A 22,603-nucleotide genomic window follows, 5' to 3' on the forward strand; every position below is an offset into this window, starting at 1 on the left:
ATATTTACATAGCCATAGTCTTCGCCGGTTCGGCCATGACCGACGGCTTCCACTTTATAGGCAGTTATGGACATTGCAGTTCCACCTCCTGAGCCAATACAAATCCACACAGCCCAAGGGAAGAATCAATGACAAATACCCGGATGTGCTCCCGATCCATGCGCTCCCGCAGTTCCTCGATGCTGCAGCAGGCGGGAAAGCCGTAAGAGATGGTCCCGCTCAGCAGGTCTTTATTCTGTTCAAAAAAAGCGTCCACGCTGATCTCATCCATGCCGAAGAGGATGTTGTCCTGAACCACATTTTCAAACCAGTGGGCCAGCAGGCCAGTAAAGTGAACGGATACTTTCTCTCCGGCCTCGGTCTGGGTATCCATGTGCAGGATGTGGGCTTCAAAGTCAGCGTAGTAGCGCAGGACTCTGTTGTCGTGCAGACCATCAAAAGAGCAAATCAGCGTACTCATAGGGATTCCTCCTCGTCCATGAGCTGCTCCTGGACCTCTTTGGGCAGGTCGTTCCATAAAATATCGTATGTAAAATCTCGAATTTCCGGGTAACACTCTCGTGCGGTCTTTTCCGCCGTTTCCCGATCCAGGTAGTGCATCTCTTGATGGAAAAACCAGTTGAGCTTTTCCATCAGCCGATAGAGGCGGATCTGTTCTTCTTGGGTCATGGGATCGCTCCTTTTATTGCAATTTCAGCACGAATCCCCAGATGCTCACCACGATCAGAAGGACACCCAGCAGGAAGAAGATCACCCGCCGGGAGCCGCGTCCATAGCGGTGAGAATCCGGCTTGCCGGTAGGGTCGCAGAGCCAGTTCCAGTTGCGGATTGCTCCAATCAAAATCACGACCCCAATGATCACTGAGGCAATATACCAATGCTCCTGTAAAAAAGCCGTGATCTGCTCGCTGTTCATTCTGTACCCTCCTTACGCAAACACTTGCTGATATTTCTCTTTCAGTTCCTTCGGTGCTGACTTGATAACCTTGCTGCCACCGTTTTCGGAAGATGTGCCCCAAATGGCCCGGAGCAGACTCTGCCAAGCGATAGCCCGGAATTTCGGGTCTTTGTTTTCTTCCGACAGAAGATAAGCAGAAAAGCGGTGCTTGACTGCCAGCAGTGCATCCAGACTTTCCGCATTGGCAATCAGGCGGCTGAATTCCTTAGCAGGCTCAAGCCACTGCATAGATAAAGTGCCCCGCACCAATACCCCCAGCGTCCATGGTTGGAAACCAAACTTCCGGATCAAGGCATGAAGGAATTTTGCTTGCAGTGAGGAGTGCTCGTCGTCGCAGAGATCCAGATACTCCGCCACCAGCGGTGCCCATTGTTCTCCCTCTAATCCAAGAGCGAACACAGCGAAAGAGCCGGGCATCGCGCAGGCTTCATCCGCGAGGTTTTGGTACCACTCATACTCCCGCATAGCCAGACGAGCGTATCGCTCTATAGCCGGATGCAGATTGGGGTGTTGCACAGCACAGGCAAAGAGCTGATTGACTCCCTTCTTGGGCAATCCGGGAATGGGCAGATAGAGTTTTTCTTTTCCTCTAAACTCCACTGAGTAACTGCGAGGGAATTCCTCCTGCTCCAGTACCGCGCATAGATAGTCCAGGGCTTCATCATAGCACTCCTCCGTGGAATCCTTGGCGGTGATTCGGATGGTGGCAAAGGCATCGTTGGCCGAGGCGGTTAGGTGCTTTGTTTTCCGCTTTTGGATGTTAGGCGGCAATTTGCCGCTGCCAGCCGTTTTCAGTTCCTTTACCATATCAGGGCGGAGCTGGGAAACCAGGCCGAGGATGTGTTCGGTGGTGAGGGATTCAAAACTCTGCCCATACACTGTATGGCAGACCGCCACATAGCAGGCAAATCGCAGCAGCCCTTCGTCTACATCTTCCGTTTGCAATTCCGGCCGCACTGTGCAGGGTGGAAAGACGGTAAACCCATCTTCACGCTCTCCTACAAGGAAGTAGCGTTCCTGCACCTGCTTTTCTATGTACTTCTCCAACGCATAGCGGATCTCCTGCCAGCCCGCCAGCCGCCGCATGGCGTCGCAGAGAGAGACAGCATCCTCACAGGGAAATCCTTTCAACGGCAGCTCGGTCAGATACCGCTCCAGCAGCTGATCAGGGAGAAATGGCGTCCCGTTGTGGTTTCGCACCGCGGTCGGGTAGGCGGAGTGATTTTCACGGGCGGTGCCGTTCAGCACATCCTGAATGCAGAGATCCGCCTCTGCCAGTACCTCCGGTGAAGTGTCCGGCTTGTGGATCAGATAGTAACGGTCATGTACGCCGTCACGCTTTGGCAAACTCATGGCAAGGTCTCCTCTCAGGTCTGCTGATGCTGCATGGATACGATATGGCAGTCCGGGCAGAACTCCACATAGAGCGTCCCCTCCGCACAGTCAAACACCGTATCCCACTGAATCTGGGCCAGATATTTCATAGGTTTCCCGCAGTGGGGGCAGGTCGTATATTCCGCGTCCTGTACCCAGTTGGCAAAGCCACCCACCGTGTTCACATCCTGGCAGGCCGCACCGTAAAACAGGGGCACAGGCGCTTCGCCCAGCACAAAGGGATTTTCCGTGAGGGCCTTGTAGTCCTCGGGACTGACATAGCAATCCGTTTTCTCCGCTCCGTCAAAGAGCTCGGAGGGAAAGACTTCCACGCCGCCATCCAGGGTAAAACTGTTAAAGGCTGGACCTTTCAAAAATCCCACACAGTTGGGGCAGCAGGTGGCAGTCAGGACACCATCCAGCCCCAGGAACCTCAGCCGCTCGTCCCGGCCATCCAGCACCAGCATGTCCACCATCCGCCCGCCACAGTGGGGGCAGGTGTCCTCCCGGGGCCGACCGATGCGGACGGGAGATTTCTCGCCAGCGGTTCCCTTGACCATAGGATAACAGGTGTCGAAGTTGAGCTGGATTTTCTGGCCCTCCTTGTCGAAGGTCCAGCCGCCGATCTGTGCATAGCTGGATGGGTCCACATAGAGGCCCTTGCGCCAGGGCCGGGGATTTCGCTCCAGCTCCAGCAGCGTCTCCATTGCCTTGTCATCTCCCTGCATAGCAAGGCAACTCATCAGGTTAGAAGCCGCGCTGGAATATTCCGCAGACAACAGCGCATGAATCAGACCATCCCGCACATCGGCGGGAGCGTGATAATAGATTTCACACGGCCAGAACACCTCTACGGCCAGTGCCGCCCGCTGAATCTCCGGAGTGATGGCATTATGGTAGCTAAGCAGCTGCCAGAAGTCGGTGAACTCCGGGTCTTCCATCTCCGCCAGCCGCTGAATGTTCTGGATCAGGTTTCTTTGCTTTTCAGCAACTTGTTCCGACGTCCAGGCAAGAGCAGCCTTCCGCTCCTGTTCAGATTTGCATTTCCAGCACAATCCCTCATAGCCCAAGGGGGTTCCACAGCTGGGGCAGGTATATTTCAGACTCATATTCTTTGACCCCTTTCAGGAAGATAAAAAATGCCCTGCGGCGCTTCGTCACAAGGACAGGCGGACGCAAGGCGTAAAAGAAACATCAAAACAAAACCGCATCCCAGCGGATGTAGTTTTCTCGATAGATTTCACCCTTTTTTCTATCCAAAAGATGGAATACCACCTGAAATGATTTCTCATCAAAACCTCGCTTTACATATGCAAAGGGAATAGTACTGAATTGGTTGGTCAAGTTCATTTTGCAGAGAAGCAGCATTTTTATCATCTTTTCTCATAAAAGAACCTGATTTTAATGCAAGTATACCATATCGTAAAGTGATTTGCTATAGAAACATTTATAAAATTATGCGTATACGCCATTTATTAGGCGTACACGCATTTCATATTTTTTGGGCGGAATAGTATCCTTTAAGAAAAGAGGTGATGGGATGGCCGCAGAAGACATTAATATTGCATTTGGGAAGCACCTTCGGGAAATTCGAAGCCAACTTGGTTTGAACCAGGACGATGTCGCCGCGACCTGTGGGATTGATCCCACTTCCATCAGCCGCTTGGAGCGCGGTGAAACCAACGCGACTCTTACCACATTGTTTCGGTTATCAAAAGGATTGCAGATCCCATTGCCTGATCTTATGGATATCGATCAGTTTTATCAACCCCCTCATATTGAGGATGATATGATTGAGGATCTGCGGATGCAGCTACAACGACTCAATCAGCAGGAACAGCAATTTATTTTAAATTTTATCAAGAGCTTTATATCGCTGAAAAATGGTTCTGATGACTGACCCGACTCAATCCATTTCTCAGAAATAACGCCTAAGGTTACATACCTATTGATCCGGCCAGCGGCCTTTACCCGCTGGCCGTTTTTGCCATACCCCTTTTCCTTTTATGATCTTTCTTCATCTACCTATTGACTTTTTATTTGCAGACTTTTGCTTGTTTCCTTTATTTCTGAAATTAGAAGGGAAGCTCTCCTCATCTGCTAAGATGAAGGGAGCTTCCCTTTTCGACTTGATATAACTGTGTCTTTTCAAAAAGTTTTCAGTAAAGCATCCACCACAGCGCAGACCTCTTTACGCTGCTGTGCAGAAAGGCCGCTCAGTTTCTCGGAAAGTAAAGACTCCTTGACTCGATAACCCTCCGCCAGTACATCTGCGAGAATGAAATCAGCCGAGGTACCAAGACAATTTACGATTGTGATGAAGGTTTCCAGCGAGGGGAGTTTTTCTCCCCGTTCAATGGCTCCCATATAGTTTACGCTCAGGCCGACCATTTCCGCCAGATCTTCCTGACGATAGCCCCGCTCTTTCCGGAAGCGCCGGATATTTTTACCTATAGATTCAAATTTCACATGGCACCTCCTATCAGTATGGATTCTATACCAATAGTATAGGTGCCAGTTTTTAAGAAATAAACAATCTATTAGGCACTAACAAACGCTATTAGTGTTGATTTTCAGAAATCTTCATCCTATAATCTCTCCAAAAGGAGTGGTTCAGGATGAAGGAAAACACAGCGACATTCATTGGCCATCGTCAGTGTACAGGGCTTGACACCGAAAAGCTGCGCAATGAAATAGAGGGCTTGGTTCAAAAAGGGGTATGTAACTTTTTGAACGGAGGCATGGGGTCACTCGATTGGACCTGTGCCCGCATTGTCCATGATATGAAGGGAAAGTATCCCCAGATCCGCAGCTATTTGGTTATTCCATACCTGTCTTTTCAAATTTCCGAACCTCGGTATTTTGATGAGATCATTTACCCGGAGGGGTTTGAAAAATACCATTTCAAAGCCGCCATTGTCAAGCGGAATCAATATCTTGTGGATCATTCCTCTTACGCATTGTGTTTTGTTACCCACAATTGGGGAGGTGCGGCAAAAACCTATCAGCGCGCAGTAAAAAAGGGGCTGACCATCCTGAACCTTGGCGAAATGGCGTAGAGGGGAGGCTGATTTGTCTATCCTCTGTACGCTGGTACTGTTCCAGTGGGTTCTTCCCCTTCTCGTTCCATCATGACCTATCCCATATGCCACACAAGGACGCAGTTTACCCCTGGCGTGGGCTTTTCTTTATTTCAGCAGCCGGAACAGCAGGCTGCTTTTTCCTCCGTTTTGACGCCACCGCTGCTGGGTTTCCAGGTATCCCTGCTCCCGGAGATCCTGGATCGCCCGCTGCACCGTAGACCGGGAGAGAGACAGTTCCCGGGCAATGGTGCCGATAGAAGGCCAGCACTGATGAAGTGCATCCGCCCGGTCCGAGAGATAGATGTAGACCGCTTTGGCCCGGTGGGTGAGATTCTGGTCATCATAGATCTCCTGCAATTTCCGCAATATTTCAGCCTCCCTTGGTCAGTCAGTACGGGGAATAACCTTCCGAACAGAGTTGTCCTGATCCTGCCGCTCCGGAGCCTCCTGTTTCGCCTGGAAAGCCTTTTGGATCTCCTGGAATAGTTCTTCCCGTCCTGCGTACTCCACCGCTCTGGCGGCGTTTTCCCGTAGGGTGAACGGCTCTCCGAAAGTGATGCCCCAATCCAGGAACAGGCGGAAGGTTGTTTTCATCGGGTGCATCCCTGTTTTCATGGTGATGAAGGTACCCTTGGGCATGGACTTCAGCTCATCCGGGGTCATGAGCCGGCGGCCCATCATCTGCATACTGCGGGAGTTGCTGTCCTTGCCCCTGCTCACCGAGCCGGAGAGGACCGTCTGCTCCCCCAGATCCCTGGAAAGGGTGTCCGCCGTTTCACTGCCGGGGGCGAAGCCGCCGAAGATGGTCAGCTGGCAGTTGTCCCGGATGATCTGGGCGCCCTCTTTCCCGTAGTTCTTGTCCAGCTGGATGAGCCCCTGGACGATGGCCACAATAGTGAGGCCCCGGGACCGGGCGGCGGAGAAGAGCATCTCCGCTCCCTCCAGCTTGGGGATCGTTCCGAACTCATCCGCAAAGAAAATCACGCGGTTTGGGAGTCTGCCGCCGTGCTCGTCCGCCACCGTCATCAGTTCCCGGTAAAGCTGCTGGATGATGAGGCTTACCAGGAAGTAGGAGGTGGGGTCTTCCTCCGGCATAACGATGAAAAGGGCCTGCTTGCCGGTACAAAATTTCTCAGCGTCAATGGCGCTTTCAAAACAGAGCACCTGCTCAAGTTCAGAATCCAAGAATGTGTTGAGGCGGCTCATGGCAGTGGAGAGGACCGACAGCATGGCCTGTTCCCCCGAGTTGAGAGCTGCCCCCGCCAGCCATCTCGCCTTGTGGTCATCGGGGAGCAGCTGCATCAGCAGCTGAAACTGGCTCTTGCCCTTGACCTTGCTGGGGGCCAGCAGGTCCTGAAGAAGTTTGAATACTGACACAATGTGCTGTTTCTCCTGGGGAAAGAATTCGGTCACCAGCAGGATCAGGCTGGTGAGCAGTCCCTCCGCCGCGTCGTAGAAGTAAGCGTTCTGGCCGTAGTTTTGCTCCCCATCCATCTGGATGATGGTCTTGGCACAGATTTTGGCGTACTTCTCCATCTTGGCCCTGGCCCGCAGATCCTTGGGGTTTTCCTGCACCCGTTTCGCGTACTTGGACACCAGGTGGAGCATATTGGCCCCATCCGAGCGGGTGGGATTTCGCAGGTCGATCACCGACACCTGGTAGCCATAGCACTCCTTTGCGATGGTGCCGTAGTTGCGGTAGACGTCGCCTTTGGTGTCGGTCACCAGAAAGCTCACCCCGGAGGCGCAGGCGTACTCCAGATTGGGATAGAGGTAGTGGGCGGTCTTGCCCACGCCGGAAGCGCCGATCATCAGGCAGTGAACATCCGAAGGATCGACGAGGGCGGTGGTCTTTTTCCCTCGCACCTGGGAACCGACAACCAGTCCCTGCTTTTCCGGCAGCTGACGGTTCTGCCTCCACTGCTGGGGAAGAAAGGGAACCGGCAGGTAAGCGTCGTGGATCTCCTTTGGAGTCGCCCAGCGGGCGGTGCCGTGTTGGCCGTCTCCTACCGGGCGGGACTTGAAACTGTCCAGGCTGCCTTGCCTGGCGAGGAAGGGGAGGATCGCAAAAACCGCCACAATCACAGCGGCGGTCAGGAGGATGTAGGGAAGGGTAGAAAAATCAAAGGGGAACATGGCATACCACCTTTCTTACCGTGATGTTCCTTTTTTAATCCGTTATCCCATCATAAGGGCTGGAGCTTCTTCCTGGCTATCACAGGTCAGGTCGTCGTTCCAGTCCTTATTATGTGGGCAGAGCCGCTCTGTGGCATATCCGCCCTGCTCCGCAAGCTGTTCCGCCAACCGTTTACAAGCGGCGTGGCCCGCCGGATCGTTATCCAGGCAGAGGAACACCTCACCCAGATCCGGCTGATCCCGAAGCTGCTGGAACAGTGCCTGGCCGGATACTCCGCAAAGGGCCACATAGCTGTGCCGCTGCCAACCCTCCGGGTGCAGGGTGATATAGGAGAGCAGGTCGATGGGGGCTTCGAACACATAGAGCTGTCTGCTGGTTCCCACCCAGTGGAAGCTGTAGGCTGGGTCGCTTCCCTCCACATTGAGGCGGAAGGGCTTCCCTTCGCTGTTGGTGCTCCGCTTATGGGCGTGCCGGGAAATCCCCGCCGCGTCCAGTCCCACAAAGACGGCGTTGTGGTAAGGCAGGTCCTCATAGATCAGGCCCTTCCGCACGAAAGCGGAGAGCACCGCGCGGTCGATCTGCCGCGTCCCCAGCAGGTAGCCAAACACACGCCGCTGATTTCCGGCGGCGGGTGGGAGTGCGAAGGGTTTTGAGGGTTCTGGTGCCGGCTTCGGTTTTGCTGTGGGGAGCGGCGCCTGGCCGTTTTCCCCCAGCAGGAGAGCCATCGCCTCCTGAAACGAAAGGCCGAAATGCTTTCGGGTAAAGCTGAGGGCGAAGCCGCCTTCTTCGGCAGCATGGTCATACCACTCATTGCCTCGGATGGTGACGCTGTGATCGCTCGCCAGCCGTTTCTCCCTGCCGGAGCGGAGAAGTTTCTCCCCGCTTCGCAGCAGCAGCTCCTCCAGATCCACCTGGTTGGCCCGTTCCACCTGTTCTTTGGTGTATCTGCCGTAAAAGAATCCACCCATAGGGAACCTCCTTCCTATCCCTGTTGTTGATCCGCCCCGCCGGGCTTTTGCCCCAGGGCGGCTTTTTTCTGCCGGAGTTTCCGGCGCAGCTTGCTGTCCACAAACCGTACCCCGGTTTGGGTCACCAGCTGCCGGTCCTGAAAGATACCGGCCACCTGCCGGAACAGCCGCAGCACCCCGCGGGCTACAGCCGCCCGCTGCCAGTCTTCCAGATGCTCCAAAAGCTCTCGGGCGTATTCGTTCCCCTGTTTGGCGGCGAGGGTGAGCCAGTGGATGGCAGACTCCCGATCTTGAGGAATTTGCTTCCCGGACAGGTACAGCCTGCCCAGAGCGTACTGGGCATACTGGTTCCCCTGGGTCGCAGAGGCTGTGAGAAATCGGACCGCCTCGGCGCTCTGATCCAGGCTTTTGGTGTTGGTAAGCAGCTGCCTGCCCAACAGGTACTGAGCCTTGGCATCTCCGCGTTCCGCTTTCTGCCGGAGGGATTCCACCGGTTCCTCCGACTGCGGCCCCTGGGGGTCGAAGTTCTGCAGGAGATCTCCCAGATTCGCTGCCTCCTGGATCACCAGGTTTTTGATCTGCCGGAACTCCTTTTGTTCCGAGAGGGGTATCCGCTCCGGGAGATCGTCCCGGTAGGTGTGCAGCACCTCCTCCCGCAGAGCATACCAACGGCGATAGGCTTCCGACACCGCTGGGTCCCTTGCCAGCTCCTCTACAATTTCATCCACCAGCTTTTTCACCGGCGATTTCAGATAGCCGTACCGCTTCTTGCCGCTGGTGGCGCGAAGCTTTTGCGCCAGCTGAAGCAGGAGCGGTTCCAGATCGGAGGATTTGGACGGTCCCTCCCGCATTTTTTGAATGGCATCCCGCAGTGCGGTTTGGCTCTCCTGCACCAGATCCTCCCGGCGCTGGGTCTGCCGTTTATAGATCTCGGTGAGATCTTGCCGGAAGATATCCCGCGCCAGCACCGAGCGCATCTGTGCCAGCCCCTCTTTGGTGAGGTACCCTTTGGATGGATCGGCGCTGTAGCAGACCATGTGGACATGGGGATGGTGGCCTTCGTTGTGGAAGGCCGCGTACCAGCGAAAGTCCGGGAAGGGGATTTTCATCGCCTCCGCAATCTCGGGAGCGTGGGCGCGCAGCAGGGCCTGCCACTGTTCCCAGTGGTCGTATCCCAACCGCGCCGCGTCCTCCCGCCGCAGAGAGAGGATGGGCGTCCACACATTGCCGGAGTGCTGTGAAAGTTCTTCAGCAGCCTTGGAAAGGGAGATGGGCTTGTCCGACGCGGAGAACAATCCATGCCGTCCGACCCGCTGCACATGAGGACGCTGGGCGATGTACTGGAGGTATCCCTCCCGGCCAGGCAACGATTCCTCGCCCTGGGTCAGTTCCACTCCCTCCCGGGTGGCGATGTACCGCAGGTAGTTTCCGCACCTGGCGGCGCCGCGGCTGCCTTTGAGGTAGGGACATTTGAGGATCAGTCGTGGCATGAGGGCACCTCCTTTTCAGCTTATTGATCCGCACCCCGCTGGTACTCCACCACATCTTTGAGGGAGATGCTGCCGTTGGTTTTCTTGATCTCCCGGACGCAGAGGCCGCGAAGTTTTTCAAGGATCTCCGGCTCGATCTCCATGGCGGTGGCGAAGAGGTGCATCATCATATCCACCTCTACCGCCAGCTTGAAGAGCAGGCGAGAGGTCCGGTTCTCCGAATCCTGCAGCGTCCCCCGGATGGCAGAGACGAGAGCCTGGGGAAGATAGGCGGCCGCATCCTCACCAGAAAGATATCCCGCATAAAAGAGCGCAGCCTTCTCCAGGTATTCGCTCCGGCTTTTCCAGTTCCCGCGCTCCACCATCTGATCCACCACCTCGAGGGCGGAGGGGTAAAGCCACACGGGAATGCGTGTTTTTGTTTCCGATTCCACTTCGTTGACGATGACTTTTTTGTTTTCTCGCATAAGCTCCCTCCTGATGAAAAGTTTGTAGAACCACCTGCCACAGCCACCTGTGAAAAGCGGCTATGGCAGCGGCTTTTTTCTCGGTTTTTGCTTTTTGAAACCACCCAGCACAGCCAAAGGGTAGAAATCCGACCACCTGGGCGAAGGCTCACCGACCCGCGTTGCGGGGCGGTGTGATCGGCAGGAGGACGCAAAGCGACCACCTGCCTTTATCCTGCTCGAATATCGACCCACCACCCCCGTCCTGGCGGGTGGATTCCGGCCCTCGCCGCACGCCCGGCACAAAGGCCCCACGGCGGCCTCAGATGCGGGGCTGAGGTGTGTTCCTCCACCCGGTGGGACAAAGGGCGACACGGGGGCACATGGGGCCGGACAGGGCGGATCTCGGAGTTTGGCTGCTGCCAGGCATAGGAAAAGGCCGCACCACCTACCGGTGCGGCCTCTGCTATCGGGTATTCCTTTTTAGAAAATCTGTTGGGAAACCTGTGGCCCCTCACTCGGCTCCTCCATTGCCAGCAGCTTTTCCAGGCTGCTGTCGAGGATCTGTTCCTTGCGTTCCTGCAGCATGGTGAGGTAGAACTCCCGCTGCAGGCCGTTGAGGGAAGGGGTGTCTTCTATGATCTTTTGAATCGCGTCCATATCGATCCGCGGCGCGATCCGCCGCAGGGCGGCGTTGCACTCCGGGTTCTTCAGGGAGGAGATATACGCCGCGTAGGGAATCTTGACGCCGTCCTCCTTGATGGCGGAGCTGGGGAACACATAGATGCGCTGACGGATTTCCTCCGGGTCGTCCAGGACCGCACGCATCCCTTCCTCACTCAACTGAGGGTACAGGCAGGAACCGCAGTCGTAGACCGGCGCCAGCTCCGCCGTGCCCAGGTTCTCATCCACCAGCACACCCCAGTTGCCATTGTGCCGGTCGAAGTTCCCCAGGAAGGCATCGGCGATAAACTGGTCCCAGAAAAATTCCCGCAGGGTTTCCGGCGGGAGGAGCGTTTGCTCCTCGATTGCCTCAAGAATGGTGGAAAGCTCCGTCCCATAACCGTTCAGCTCACTGTCGATACAGGTGTTCTTGAGTTTTGCGAATTCGATCAGCTGCTTTCCGCCTTCGGTGAAATCCCCGCAAGCCACCACCAGCTTCTCCTTGTTCTTGTTGTCGGTGTAGGTACCGAGCAGAGTTTCCTGTACTCTGAATCCCAGAGAGGCGAAGATGTGGCAGCCGAGATACTCGCTGACGCAACCGTTGGTGTAACTCATCTCACCGCCCCTTCTGGGTTTGGGCGGGAACTTGAGCATATAGCTTTTACCCTGATAACGGATGTTGATCTTATTCCCATTGGCGCCGCCGTAGGCGCGGAAGCGGTTCCGCTCGCAGTTGGTAAAGTCGATCAATGGTCATTCCTCCTCATCATCGAAGAGATACTTGCTTCTCAGGTAGTCCGCCTGGGCCGGGCTGATTTCACCGCCCCACTGGTTGGCGTTGATGGAGCCGTACAGCTCATCCCAGAGGCAGTCCAGATGCTTGGAGTGGGTGCGTTCCCCCTCCAGATATTCCCGGATGGCCTTTTGCAGGTCGGCGGGGAGCCCAGCCTCCTGCGCGTCTGTTTCAGCTGGCGGCCGCTTTTCCTCCACCTTCAACGCCAGCAGCTGTTCCAGGGATAGGCCCAGGGCGCCAGAGAGTTTCATCAGCGTGTTTCCGCTGCACCGCTCCAGCTTCGTCCTGCCGGAACAGATATCGGACAGGGTCGCCCAGGGGATACCGCTGGTTTTGGAAAGCTGGTAACGGGTCAGGTTCTTTTCTTTCATCACTTGCTGCAGTGTCATATCCATCACCAGCTTCATTATATCGGTGTCCCGATAGAAAGTCAACTGAGGCCCAGCCCCATCTCGTGCGGGCACTTTTTCACCGTTTTCCCATCCAGAGAGGAAAAACAGCACTCGGTATAGGAGAGCCTGTGCCCCTGTACCAGCCGATCCAGCACAGCGCACATGGCGTCCTCCTCCAGGCACACCGCCTCCTCGGGATTGTCGTAGCAAACCCATTCGGGAGAATCCGGCTGGTCTTTGACAAACAGATCGTACCCCAGCCGCAGTGCGTTGCCGTCACGGAAAAGCACTGCGTCCAGCCGGACACAGCCGGCGATGAGGGACGCAGCGATCTGGCCGGTGAACCAGGATGGGTTTTCCTTCTGCAACCTGCGCACCTCGCCGCTTGTCAAGATCAGCCGGTATTGATACCGGTCGCCCAGCATTTTCTGCAACTTTTCTTTGTTCACCGGATCGCCTCCTCACAGCTTGGGCCCTTCGGAAAAATAAAAGGGGTCGGATTCATCCAGCTCCTCCTCATTGAATACATCTTCCTCCTGCAGCTCCTCCTGGCCGGTAAACAGGGATTCCTGGTAGCTCTGCAGAATACCGTTGGCGAAGTACGCCTTGGCGCTCTCCATGATCGCCTGATCGAGGACTGTGGCATCCAGCCCGCAGTCCTCATACCCCTCCCGCACCGTCTGATAGTACTGTAGGGAAGGCAGGCCGAATTCCTGTTTCAGATCCATGATGTAAACCATAGCCTGGATTTCAACTTCGCTCATCTGGACGCGGATGTCCTGTTTGAAATAATGGGAGGGATACCCTTCGTACCAATCCAGCGCCTGCTCGTCCTTGGGTTCCAGCGCCCACACCGCGACCGGGACCATGGCCCCTTCCTTGGGAGCGATGGTAGCGAAGGCCCCCTGGGGCCTTCCTTTGAATTGCAGTTCATAATCCTGAATCGTCCCGATCCCCACCAGCTTGGCGGTGGGACAGCGCATTGCCATCTGGCTAAGATTGAGATTGCTGCCATAGGCAGTGTAAAGCCGTTTCTTCATTTTGTCACCTCATATTCTTTCACATAGAGAGGGAGATAGACGGTTGCACGTCCTCCTCCAGCTGCTCCGGTTCCGGCGCCGACTCCTGAATCAGCTGGGCGGTTTCCTCCAACCGTTTTCTCGCCAGCCGTTCTTTTTGCGCTTGGGCCTGCGCCGGGTCTTTCCAGGCGATATTCCCCTCCAGGTTTTTCAATAGATGGCCGCGGGCGGTTTTGAACTCGTCGCCAATGAGCCCCAGCCGCAGCAGCCAGGTGCGGAAGGTGTACTTTTCATTGTCGCTGTGGGTCCTGGCGTGGGAGGCGCGTTTTTGCACCAGCGCCTGATGGCTGATGGCCAGGCAGAGCTGGATATAGGATTTGACCTCGCCCGCATGGAGGGTGGAGTTGAACAGGCGGAACTCAATGGTCCCCTTTGAAAACACACTGTGCAGATTGAGCCCGTGGTACCGGGTATGGTCGTAGTGATTATTCCGACCGGAAGGGCCGTCATACCAGATCCACTCCAAAGCAGACATGGAAGTTGGCCGCCTGCGATGCATCTCATTTAGGAAACGGGTGTCCGCTTTTTGACAATAGTTTTCCCGTTCTACCTTGACCTGCAGGGCTTTGTAGAGCAGGTCCTCCTTTGCCGCCATGATGTTGACGATGTTCCGTAAGGTGGTGACCGTATGGGGAGCGGCGTCCACATGGATGTGGATGCCGCAGGAGTCGTTGACCTTGGCCCCCGCACTCCTCAGTGCCCGCACGATCTCCTGGATGGTGGGGATGTCATCATACCGGCAGATGGGGGACACCAGTTCCACCGCGTAGGTCCGCCCGGCAGCTCCGGACCCTCGCCGCGATTCACATTGGATGGAGGCGTCGCTTACAATCTTCCACTGCCGGCCTTCCGTATCCCGGATAGAATAGGCGTCATAATTTCCGCCTACATGGATGGCGGTGGTAGAAAAATGGCCGGCGATCACCCGGGCAGCTGCGGCCCGGGTGAGGCCGGTCATCTCGATCTCAATTCCAAAACGCTGGTTCTTCACAGTGGATCACCCTCCGCTTCCGCGGGCGGCTTGGGTTGGGACGGTTTTACTGGGCGGCGGGGGCGATCCTTGACTCCGCTTTTACTTTCCAGATACTCCCGCACCGGTTCCGGCACCGACTGCTCATAGAGTCCTGCCAGTGCCTCGTCCAGCTTCTTTTTGACGGTAGTCTTCTCTTTGCGGAGGACAAACTCCAACGCCTCCAGCTTTTCTTCGTCAAAGGAAAGGGCGATTTCAACCTTCTTCATTGTGCTCCTCCTTACCAAGTGAAAATTGTTACTTTGGGCTCCAGCTCCGGTTCTTCTCCGGTAAATTGTTCCGGCTGGGCAAAGGCATCCCGGGCCAACTGCATCTGCCGGTCCGTGAGGGATACGAATTCTCCCTCGCTGTTTTCCCCGACCAGGAAAAAAGGGCCGCAGATAATGTCATTGCCCAACCATCGGTTGGGAGGCATCCCGTTGAGTTTTCCCTCCTCATTGCAGCACAGAACAATCCCCGCCCCCAGATACAGAGGCTGAAACAGCCCGCCGCCCACCTCTGCCTGAATGCTTTTCAAATTGTTTTCGATCTCTTTTTCGTAGGGAGCCCTCCCAGGTTCCACCTTCACGATTCTCAAACGGGTTCCTCCTTTACAGATAGTTCCTCGGGTCTTGCGGCACGCCGTCCTGGATTACCTCCAGGTGCAGATGGGGGCCGGTGCTCCGTCCAGTATTACCGCTTTTGGCGATCACCTGCCCGGCTGTGACTGTCTGCCCCTCGGTCACCAGGATCTCGGAGCAGTGGCCGTAGAGGGTCACCAGGCCCCCGCCGTGGTCGATGGCCACATGGTAGCCGTACCCGGTCTGCTTAAACCGGACGAACAGCACCTTGCCATCCTTGACCGCCCGCACATCCGTCCCCAGCGGGACAGCCATATCCATTCCGGTATGGCCTTCGCTGCCGGCGCCGGTGGGATTTTGCCTGTAGCCAAACTCAGAGGTAACCTTGTCCTGCCAGCCGCCAGGCAGAGGGCTGACAAAGCCGCCCTCGGACGGAACCACATCCGAATCCTTGACCATCTCGGCAATGAGATCATGGGTGCTGTTGCCGCCTTCCAGCGCCATGTCCGCCCCTATATCAAAATTGCGGTACACCACCCGCAGGTAGATCTCGGTGATGTTGGCCATGTCGTCGGAGGTGACCTGCCGTCCCACCACAGCGGAAACATTGGCATAGACGGTGGGCAGATCCTCGATGGGATAGGCCCGGGTATGGGTATAGGTGTATTCCTCACCGTTCTCATCAATTTCGGTGTGGGTGCAGTCCCGGTATTCCACAAAGCAGTCCACAAACTCCCGGGCTTTGGCCCGGCGCAGGGAAAGATCCTCCGTCCCGAAGTTGAGGGCGTAAAAAACAGCCTTGACCCGGTTGGAATCCAGGCTGTCGCCGTCCTCCATCATCCCTTCCACTGTGGCGATGGCGCCATCCAGAGAGGAAAAACAGTCCCGCATCTCGGTGATATAGTCCTTGTACTCGCCGGGCATGGTGATGGGCAGGCTGCCGCCATAGAAGGTCAGTTCTACTGCAGCGTTGTTGTGGTTGGCCGTCCCCGAGAGCATCGAGCAAATAATCACCACCAGCAGGAGGAAGGGGGTCAGGATGGCGGCGATCACCACCCCGATGGCTTTCCAGGTGCGCTTGTCGGTGAGCAGCACCACCGCCGCTTTGATGAGGGCGGGATTGGCCATAGGCGTTCACCTTCCTCCTCCCTTACCGTACAGCGCCAGCTTGTGTTCCGGTGGGCGCACCACCAGGTTATACCGTTCGGCGCCGCACCGGTAGAGGCAGATTCCGGTCTGGCACGCCTGGATCAGCTGGTATTCGGTTTCCTCCAGCTGGAGGGCGTCCATGAAATCCCGCTTGTCGATGATACCGGGATGAAAGAGGAACTGGTGGGTGGGGATGGAGAAGAGCGGTTTGGTCATCTCAGCCACCCCCGGCAGCAGGAAATCCGAGATATTCTGGCTGGCCAGCACCACCATGCTGTCCCTCTTGCGGACCCGCTTCATGGCGTTTCGAATATAGCTTACCGCCAGGGGATTGGAGAGGAACACATGGAGCTCATCGATGATGCCGGCAGTGTTGCCGCCGGAGATGAGGGCGTGGCTGATGTAGGAGAGCACATTGAAGAGCATGGCGTCCTTGATGTTTTTGCCGCCCTCCATCAGGTCCTTCACATTGAAGAACACCAACCGGCCGGACCGCAGATTGGTATGGCCGCTAAAGAATTTGGCGTCCGCCCCCACACAGATGGAGTGAAGCCCCAGCCGTACCGACCGAAGCAGTTCCGGGGTGTAAAGGGTGCTTTCGCCCTGATCCTGGGCCTCCTCCATCAGGGCGTAGAGGTCGGAGAGGATGGGATAGTCCTCCGGCGCCAGGCGGGAGAAATCGGTGTTGTCATCGATCCCCCACTTGGCGTAGAGCCTGCCCAGCATGATCTCGATGGTATCAGTCTGGGCGTCGTCGAAGTTTTTGTAGCTGCGGAAGAAATCCCGCAGGAAGGAGATGTGCTGGGAGAGCAGGGAGCCCTGCCGGAAAGCGACAGGGGCGTCCGGGTCGGCGGTATCCTCTCCCGCGCTCCAGGCACGGGGTTCCAGCACATTGATCCGGTGGTTCCCGCTGGTGAGATCCAGGTAGGAGCCGCCCAGCTTCTCCACGATCTCCCCATATTCCCCCTCGGGGTCCAGGCCCACCGCCCGTTTGCCGCTCTCCAGGATGTTGCAGAGAAGGAGCTTGAGGAAGTAGCTTTTGCCCTGGCCGGAGTTCCCCAGAATCAGCACATTGGCGTTGGATTTGTCCCGGTCCCTGCGGTCCAGGTCGGTGATGATGGAGCTGCCGTACTTGTCGTAACCCAGGTAGAAGCCGCCCGGGTCGGTCTTGCCGGTGTAGGAAAACGGGAAGAGATTGGCCACGCTGGACGCCGGCAGCATCCGCTCGTATTGATCCCCCAGGGCATTGTAGCCGCTGGGCATCACCGAGCAGAAGCCCTCCTGCTGGCAGAGGTGCAGCCGGTCCACGGTGACCTTCGCCCGGCCCAGCTCCGCCTCGATGCCATCCCGAAGTTCGGTAAACTCCTGTTCGCTTTTGGCAATGAGTTCGATATATACCGCCGTGTGGAAAAATGGCTCCCGGTTGCGCTGGGCGGCTCGGATCATGGACGCCACATCCTCCAGGTTGCTCTGGGCCTCCACCATCTCCCGGATATCGGTGCTGCCGGACCGGAAGCGGTTGGCCTTGTCCGCTGCCTGGAGGATCTTCCGCTCCTCTGCCGGGGAAACCAGCCGGGTGTAGATCCGCAAGGTGACCCCGGCCCGTTCCCCCAGCCGCTGGAGGATGGCCTGTTCCTCGGTGGACGGGGAGTACCCTCGCACCGCCCAGACACAGCGCCAGGTATTGCCCATGAGGTAGCGGTCGGTTTCAAAATGCACCGCTGCCGGCGCGATGAGGTCCAGAAAGGTCTGAAGCACCTTGGCCTCGTCCATAACACTGGCGGAGCGATAGTCGCTACGGCCATCCTTCATCAGCCATCGCTGGCCGTCGAAGTCGTCGTATCCCTCGCTCACCGTATCCCCGGCGAAGTAGACGGCGAGGATGCGCTTGAGGTCCTCCCGGTCCGCCCGGCGCACCGTAAACTGCTGCTCCCGGATCATCTTTTCCAGTCGGTTCAGGTAGGGATATATCTCTTTCTCGTCGATGCCCCTGGGCCGGACCAGGAGGACAAACTCCCTGGCAGTGGCGGTGCGGCTCTGGATCTCATCCAGATGGCGAAGGTCCTGCTCCAGCAGGGCGCGGATCTGGGGGACGGGTTCCTGCTCCATCCGGCTGGTGAGGTACTGCTTGTTGTGCTCAAAGCTCTCCCGGGAGTTGAGGCAGAGCAGTTCGATTTCGGCAAATCCCTTAAGAACATGCATCAGGGCATTCACCCTGGCCCGCAGTCCCTCCCGGGAAAGCACCGACACATTGGTGGGTTCCAACAAAAAAGCACAACCTCATCCCCCTGGAGGGTAATGAGGCTGCGCTCAGTGATGGCTTTCAGGTTCATCAGCTGGCGGGTGCTATTGGCCCGCCGCTTGTTTTTCAGGCTTCCGAACAGGTTTTTGATGGCGTTTCACCTCCGGTTCAAAGGGGGAAACCCAGCGGTACCGCTGGGGCTTCAGCAGAAAATATACCGCCGCTTTGCGGATGAAGTCCAGAATACAGGCGTCCTCAAAACGGATGGTTAAAAACAGGTACAGGGCGGCCAGCGCCGCCACCAGGTAGATGCCGAACTGCATGAGCAGCACAGCCCCCAGAACAGCCAGGGCGCCGCCGATGGTCAGGTCCCTCAGCTGCCAGAGCCACAGGGTGGGGGCGGCCTTCAGATTTTCCGGGTAGATGTATACCACGGGGAGCAGTCTCCTTTCCAAAGAGAATAGGCCCGGAATGGGGCCTATGGTGTGTAGGATTATTCGGCTTCCATGTTATCCGGATCGGCCTCAAGGTCCACAAGGACCGTCTCCTCCTCCGGGGCATTTTCCTCCTCTGATTCTTGTTCCCACTCCTCCAGCGCCTCCTCAATGAGGCCGAGGACGAACTGCCGCTGGGAGATGTGGTGGGCCGCGAGGTAGGCTTTCAGCCTCCCGAAGAGGTCCTCCGATACCTGGAATGCCAGGGTCCTGGTGTTTTCGCTCATCGCTTTCCCGCCCTTCTCTTTCTGCTCAAAATGTTCGGTTAAGATCTGCGTGATATATGCGCCCAGGGTCTGTCCCAGGTGTTCCTGTTCTTCCCGCACTCTGGCGTGAAGGGATTCCGGGATCTGGGCGCAGAGGTTCTTGGTTGGTTCCGTCATTGCCGTTTTCACCTCCTTAGCAAGCAAAGCATACCCCAAAGGGGTGGCAATAGCTATTCACCAAAGGCAACAAAAGTGCGGGCAGGAATACTAGCGGAAGCAACATGATCCTGACAGCAGGCGGAGCCTCCTCTCCTGGCACCAGGCCAGATTTTGGAAGATATACACAAAACAGGGTACGGCGATGCTGTTGCCCAGCGCCCGGTACCGGGCGGAGTCAGAGGCGCCGGGGATCTCCGTCCAGCCGTCCGGGAACCCTTGGAGGCGCTCGCACTCGATGGGCATGAGCCGCCGGATATACAGCCCCTCCACCGCTGGATTCAGGACAAGATCAGAGGGGCTTTTCTGTTCTGTGGCTTCAATCCCCATGCACTGTTGGCTGCCGAATTGGCAAACACAGTGTTCGTCCGTCGCGGTGAGGGTATACCCCATCTCCTCGGAAACACCGATCCCGTTGCCGCCGTTCTGAGGCTGCCTGCCTACCGCTGTCGCGGCGATCCCATAGGCGCCTACCAGCGGCGTATTGTTCCCGCCGGTCCCCATCCGCGTGGGCAAGGTTGGGGAAACAGGATGGGGGCCTGTGTACCGCCCATCGATACCGTGATTTTCAAACAGCACCAACGGCTGGTGGCCGTGCTCCTGGGCGCGGAGGGTTCCTGTCTTTTCCCACTGGCAGTCCATCATCCGGCGGCCGTTGTCATGGATGCAGAGGACGGAGGGCATACAGTTTCCGCTCTCCGTCCCCTTGAGGGTGGGGGAGAGTTCCTCGGTATACCCGGTGCTGCCGGCGGACGCTCCCGCCCCGGCGCTGAACCCGGCGGCAAGCACACAGGGGTATCCCTGGCCCGGCAGGCCGCCCCCGCCGCCCAGGGCGGTATGGCGTTCCTGGGACAAAAAGCATGCTCCCGTCCCCTTGGCGGTGACGCCCGCCACAAAGGTCTGGGCCTTCATCCCTGGCTGTGCGGTCAGTGCCGCGGAAACATCCCGCAGATCCCGCACTTCATCCCTCTGGTTACAGGCAATCGCCTGGGGCAGCCCTTCCAGAAGGCTCGGTGCAGCCAGCCCTCCCTGGACTTCAAGCGCCCGCAGCAAGGCTCCGGGCAAAGGCTTCCCCCGGGCTTTGGCCCTCTGGATAATACCCCGGCAGGCCGTCGTCGATAAATAGTACTTCCGGGGCGCAAAGCCCTGCAAAATCTGCGACAAGCGCGATTCTTTTCCTTCTTTGGGGCACTCCGAAAAATTGTGCGTCGACCGTCCGCCATGCGATGGAAAAACCGTCTGCCAGAATGCACCCAGCACCAAGCCACTGTCCCTTCGCAGGTCGAGGCACATGGCAGGCCGGGTCCACCACTCGCGCGGTTTCCTCCAGGACGATCCGGAAGTCTTCCCCCTTGGGATCTCCGCTGGAGAAGGCTCCCGGCACGTTCTCCCAGAGCATCCATCTGGGCCGAACAGACTCAGCTGTCCTTCCACATCGTATATCCGCATCTCTCATCTCCTTGATCACCCGGATCTGGTGCAGAAAAAGGCCGGAGCGTTCCCCGGCTAATCCGGCCCGCGCTCCGGCTACGGATAGATCCTGACAGGGGCTGCCGCCGCAGATGATATCCACCGGCGGCAGCGCGGCCCCATCCAGTTTCGTAATGTCGCCAACCTGCTGTACTTCCGGGAAATGGGCTTTGCTCACCCGGATGGGAAACGGTTCAATCTCGCTGGCCCAGAGGGTGACGATCCCCGCCCTGCTGGCGGCGAGGAGAAATCCCGCGATCCCGTCAAACAGGCTGCCCAGGGTCATAGGGACAGCCCTCTCTGTAAGGCCGCTGCCGGTTCCACCTGCCGGATCGGGATGCCGAGGCCCTGGGCAAACTGGATCTCCCGGCTCATACCAGGCGAAATCTCCGGGCCGCACACCCACAGTTCCTCGCAGCGGGCCAGCAGCTCCAATCCGGCCCGGAGGCCCAGGTTCCGCTCTGCCGGATCGTTGTCCTCCAGAAATTGCGGGAACAGCAGATGCGGGGCGATGGGAACCACCCCTTCCTCCAGGGCTGCCCGGCAGTAACTTTTCGCTGCTTCGGTATTCGATTGCACATCCCCCGCGTAGGGGGAGGCGATATAGACTAGCTTCATATGTCGTTCACTCCTTTATTTCACAGCTGCCGTCAAACTCCGGCCAAGGTTCACCACCGTCTGGGTGGCGTAGACGGCCTGCATGATATTTGCCCGGGTGGAGGTTTCCAGCCCGAACTGCTGGGCGATCCGCGGGATCTCCGAGGAGGAGAGCATCAGGCCGCAGCCAAGCAACATATTTTCGTTCCAAACCATGAGGCCGGCAATGAGGATGGTGGTCTGCAGGAAGGCGGTCAGGCAGAGGCCGATCACCTGGCGGCACCAGCCGTAGAAGCCGTCTACATACCCCCTGGGGATGGAGAACAGATACAGGCTTCCCACGGCGATCTGGATGAGTAGGATGCCGCCCCTTTTGAGGTTGGCAAAGAAAATTTTGATGACCGAGTAGCCCATGAGGATCAGCAGGAACAGGGCGATGAAGATGCCGTAACCGTTGAGGCCACCCATAGCGGCCCTGGCCATATTGCTGACCCCCTCGGTGTTGGAGGCCCCGGCGATCCCCGAAGACAGGCTGCCCTGCAGGTCGATGCAGAGCTTATACAGTTCCACCGGGACGGTGGTAAACAGGCTGACCGCCAGAAACCCCTTGACCGAGCCCAGCGCCAGATCCCGCACAGCGGTGGTCCGTCCGCCCTGGTATTCCACCGCCGCCTCAAACACCGCCACCACCAGCCCGACCACATAGAGGGCCCAGGCAAAGTAGTGGAAAAACTCCACCACCGCCTGTACCCAGATCAGCTCAAAGAGCTCGCTTCCCATGCCGTTCATCATATTGAGGAACTCGGAAAGGAACTCCACGATCTTTCCATAGATCCAGTCGAAAATCTGACCCAGCACCGTATCCGCCACAAAATCCCATATGAACAAGGGCATCACCTCCTTCCAGCGGCGCAGGGATCTCAGATCCCGAGAATGGTCCAGATATAGGTGGGAGCGGTCAGGGAGAAAATGAGCCCGGCGAACAGGATGGCGATAGGCGCCCACTCCATCTGCCCGTGTTTGCGGTAGTCCATATACGCGCTGGCAATTTTCACAAACAGCAGCACCACCAGGATCATGTCCAGGGCGGGGAACACTACGCTGTTGACCACCGTCTTGATCTGCTGGGCGGCGCTGGTCCAGGTCTGCTCGATTACGCCGGACACATCCCCGGTGGGAGCTGCCAGCGCCGGTGTCGCCATCAGGAAGGCCATGGTGCAAAGGGTTCCTGCCATCGTCACAAGTTTTTTCTTCAT

General features: G+C 57.3%; 29 protein-coding genes. 2 read left to right on the forward strand and 27 right to left on the reverse strand.

What is annotated here, in order from left to right; all coding sequences use genetic code 11:
* Positions 1-64: 64 nt before the first annotated feature.
* Genes NE609_RS03945 through NE609_RS03965 form a run of 5 tightly spaced genes read right to left on the reverse strand, consistent with a single transcriptional unit; the run spans position 65 to position 3,441 of the window.
* Positions 65-460: a hypothetical protein gene (locus NE609_RS03945; RefSeq protein WP_256151807.1), complete on the reverse strand. Its 396-nt coding sequence runs from the start codon at positions 458-460 to the stop codon at positions 65-67.
* On the reverse strand, positions 457-669 hold the full coding sequence (locus NE609_RS03950) for a hypothetical protein (RefSeq protein ID WP_055270385.1): 213 nt from the start codon (positions 667-669) through the stop codon (positions 457-459). The genes NE609_RS03945 and NE609_RS03950 overlap by 4 nt, the downstream gene beginning before the upstream one ends.
* Before the next feature lie 13 nt (positions 670-682).
* On the reverse strand, positions 683-916 hold the full coding sequence (locus tag NE609_RS03955; protein WP_087170178.1) for an Imm17 family immunity protein: 234 nt from the start codon (positions 914-916) through the stop codon (positions 683-685).
* 12 nt (positions 917-928) lie between these two features.
* On the reverse strand, positions 929-2,311 hold the full coding sequence (locus tag NE609_RS03960; protein ID WP_256151808.1) for a DUF6138 family protein: 1,383 nt from the start codon (positions 2,309-2,311) through the stop codon (positions 929-931).
* A gap of 14 nt (positions 2,312-2,325) precedes the next feature.
* A complete protein-coding gene (locus tag NE609_RS03965) occupies positions 2,326-3,441 on the reverse strand; it encodes a hypothetical protein (protein WP_256151809.1) in 1,116 nt (371 codons plus the stop codon).
* A gap of 431 nt (positions 3,442-3,872) precedes the next feature.
* On the opposite strand from NE609_RS03965, the gene NE609_RS03970 reads away from it, so the two are divergent.
* Complete coding sequence (locus tag NE609_RS03970; protein WP_117546494.1) at positions 3,873-4,232, forward strand: helix-turn-helix domain-containing protein; 360 nt, start codon at positions 3,873-3,875, stop codon at positions 4,230-4,232.
* 248 nt (positions 4,233-4,480) lie between these two features.
* Here NE609_RS03970 and NE609_RS03975 read toward each other — a convergent pair whose 3' ends face one another.
* On the reverse strand, positions 4,481-4,801 hold the full coding sequence (locus NE609_RS03975) for a helix-turn-helix domain-containing protein (protein WP_117546495.1): 321 nt from the start codon (positions 4,799-4,801) through the stop codon (positions 4,481-4,483).
* A 149-nt stretch (positions 4,802-4,950) separates the two neighbouring features.
* Here NE609_RS03975 and NE609_RS03980 point away from each other — a divergent pair, with 149 nt between their 5' ends.
* On the forward strand, positions 4,951-5,391 hold the full coding sequence (locus NE609_RS03980) for a hypothetical protein (RefSeq protein WP_256151810.1): 441 nt from the start codon (positions 4,951-4,953) through the stop codon (positions 5,389-5,391).
* 129 nt (positions 5,392-5,520) lie between these two features.
* On the opposite strand, the gene NE609_RS03985 is transcribed toward NE609_RS03980, so the two are convergent.
* From NE609_RS03985 to NE609_RS04085, 21 genes are all read right to left on the reverse strand, one after another.
* Complete coding sequence (locus NE609_RS03985; protein ID WP_256151811.1) at positions 5,521-5,781, reverse strand: helix-turn-helix domain-containing protein; 261 nt, start codon at positions 5,779-5,781, stop codon at positions 5,521-5,523.
* 18 nt (positions 5,782-5,799) lie between these two features.
* A complete protein-coding gene (locus NE609_RS03990; RefSeq protein ID WP_256151812.1) occupies positions 5,800-7,551 on the reverse strand; it encodes a VirD4-like conjugal transfer protein, CD1115 family in 1,752 nt (583 codons plus the stop codon).
* Positions 7,552-7,593: 42 nt separating this feature from the next.
* Complete coding sequence (locus NE609_RS03995) at positions 7,594-8,520, reverse strand: DUF3991 and toprim domain-containing protein (RefSeq protein ID WP_256151813.1); 927 nt, start codon at positions 8,518-8,520, stop codon at positions 7,594-7,596.
* A 14-nt stretch (positions 8,521-8,534) separates the two neighbouring features.
* Positions 8,535-10,010: a MobP3 family relaxase gene (mobP3, locus tag NE609_RS04000; protein WP_256151814.1), complete on the reverse strand. Its 1,476-nt coding sequence runs from the start codon at positions 10,008-10,010 to the stop codon at positions 8,535-8,537.
* Between the two features lie 20 nt (positions 10,011-10,030).
* The gene (locus NE609_RS04005; RefSeq protein WP_256151815.1) at positions 10,031-10,477 is read right to left on the reverse strand and encodes a hypothetical protein; all 447 of its coding nucleotides are present in this window, start codon (positions 10,475-10,477) and stop codon (positions 10,031-10,033) included.
* A gap of 462 nt (positions 10,478-10,939) precedes the next feature.
* A complete protein-coding gene (locus tag NE609_RS04010) occupies positions 10,940-11,869 on the reverse strand; it encodes a HipA domain-containing protein (RefSeq protein ID WP_256151816.1) in 930 nt (309 codons plus the stop codon).
* 3 nt (positions 11,870-11,872) lie between these two features.
* A complete protein-coding gene (locus NE609_RS04015; protein WP_256151817.1) occupies positions 11,873-12,319 on the reverse strand; it encodes a helix-turn-helix transcriptional regulator in 447 nt (148 codons plus the stop codon).
* 23 nt (positions 12,320-12,342) lie between these two features.
* Positions 12,343-12,753, reverse strand: coding sequence for a hypothetical protein (locus tag NE609_RS04020; protein WP_256151818.1), 411 nt, complete (start codon positions 12,751-12,753; stop codon positions 12,343-12,345).
* Positions 12,754-12,765: 12 nt separating this feature from the next.
* Positions 12,766-13,344, reverse strand: a complete 579-nt coding sequence (locus NE609_RS04025; protein ID WP_256151819.1) for a gamma-glutamylcyclotransferase family protein — start codon at positions 13,342-13,344, stop codon at positions 12,766-12,768.
* A gap of 19 nt (positions 13,345-13,363) precedes the next feature.
* Positions 13,364-14,341 carry an amidoligase family protein gene (locus NE609_RS04030; protein ID WP_256151857.1) on the reverse strand — a complete coding sequence of 326 codons (978 nt, stop codon included), beginning with the start codon at positions 14,339-14,341 and terminating at the stop codon, positions 13,364-13,366.
* A 29-nt stretch (positions 14,342-14,370) separates the two neighbouring features.
* Complete coding sequence (locus NE609_RS04035) at positions 14,371-14,622, reverse strand: DUF6103 family protein (RefSeq protein ID WP_256151820.1); 252 nt, start codon at positions 14,620-14,622, stop codon at positions 14,371-14,373.
* An 11-nt stretch (positions 14,623-14,633) separates the two neighbouring features.
* Positions 14,634-14,981 (reverse strand): DUF3846 domain-containing protein, encoded by a 348-nt coding sequence (locus NE609_RS04040; protein ID WP_370867135.1) that lies wholly within the window; start codon positions 14,979-14,981, stop codon positions 14,634-14,636.
* Between the two features lie 22 nt (positions 14,982-15,003).
* On the reverse strand, positions 15,004-16,101 hold the full coding sequence (locus tag NE609_RS04045) for a M23 family metallopeptidase (RefSeq protein WP_256151822.1): 1,098 nt from the start codon (positions 16,099-16,101) through the stop codon (positions 15,004-15,006).
* Positions 16,102-16,107: 6 nt separating this feature from the next.
* Positions 16,108-17,934 carry a VirB4 family type IV secretion system protein gene (locus NE609_RS04050; RefSeq protein ID WP_370867136.1) on the reverse strand — a complete coding sequence of 609 codons (1,827 nt, stop codon included), beginning with the start codon at positions 17,932-17,934 and terminating at the stop codon, positions 16,108-16,110.
* A gap of 534 nt (positions 17,935-18,468) precedes the next feature.
* Positions 18,469-18,798 (reverse strand): hypothetical protein, encoded by a 330-nt coding sequence (locus NE609_RS04060; RefSeq protein WP_256151823.1) that lies wholly within the window; start codon positions 18,796-18,798, stop codon positions 18,469-18,471.
* Between the two features lie 59 nt (positions 18,799-18,857).
* Entirely contained in the window at positions 18,858-19,241 is a 384-nt protein-coding gene (locus NE609_RS04065) for a hypothetical protein (protein WP_256151824.1), read from the reverse strand.
* A 90-nt stretch (positions 19,242-19,331) separates the two neighbouring features.
* On the reverse strand, positions 19,332-20,345 hold the full coding sequence (locus NE609_RS17740; protein ID WP_370867133.1) for a DNA cytosine methyltransferase: 1,014 nt from the start codon (positions 20,343-20,345) through the stop codon (positions 19,332-19,334).
* Positions 20,317-21,036 carry a DNA cytosine methyltransferase gene (locus tag NE609_RS17745; protein WP_256173994.1) on the reverse strand — a complete coding sequence of 240 codons (720 nt, stop codon included), beginning with the start codon at positions 21,034-21,036 and terminating at the stop codon, positions 20,317-20,319. The genes NE609_RS17740 and NE609_RS17745 overlap by 29 nt, the downstream gene beginning before the upstream one ends.
* The gene (locus NE609_RS04075; protein WP_256151825.1) at positions 21,033-21,368 is read right to left on the reverse strand and encodes a DUF4406 domain-containing protein; all 336 of its coding nucleotides are present in this window, start codon (positions 21,366-21,368) and stop codon (positions 21,033-21,035) included. The genes NE609_RS17745 and NE609_RS04075 overlap by 4 nt, the downstream gene beginning before the upstream one ends.
* 15 nt (positions 21,369-21,383) lie before the next feature.
* Positions 21,384-22,235 carry a conjugal transfer protein TrbL family protein gene (locus NE609_RS04080; RefSeq protein WP_256151826.1) on the reverse strand — a complete coding sequence of 284 codons (852 nt, stop codon included), beginning with the start codon at positions 22,233-22,235 and terminating at the stop codon, positions 21,384-21,386.
* Between the two features lie 32 nt (positions 22,236-22,267).
* A complete protein-coding gene (locus NE609_RS04085; protein ID WP_256151827.1) occupies positions 22,268-22,603 on the reverse strand; it encodes a DUF3852 domain-containing protein in 336 nt (111 codons plus the stop codon).

Origin of the sequence: Anaerotruncus sp. DFI.9.16 (assembly GCF_024461615.1) — a bacterium.
Lineage (GTDB): Bacteria > Bacillota > Clostridia > Oscillospirales > Ruminococcaceae > Anaerotruncus > Anaerotruncus massiliensis.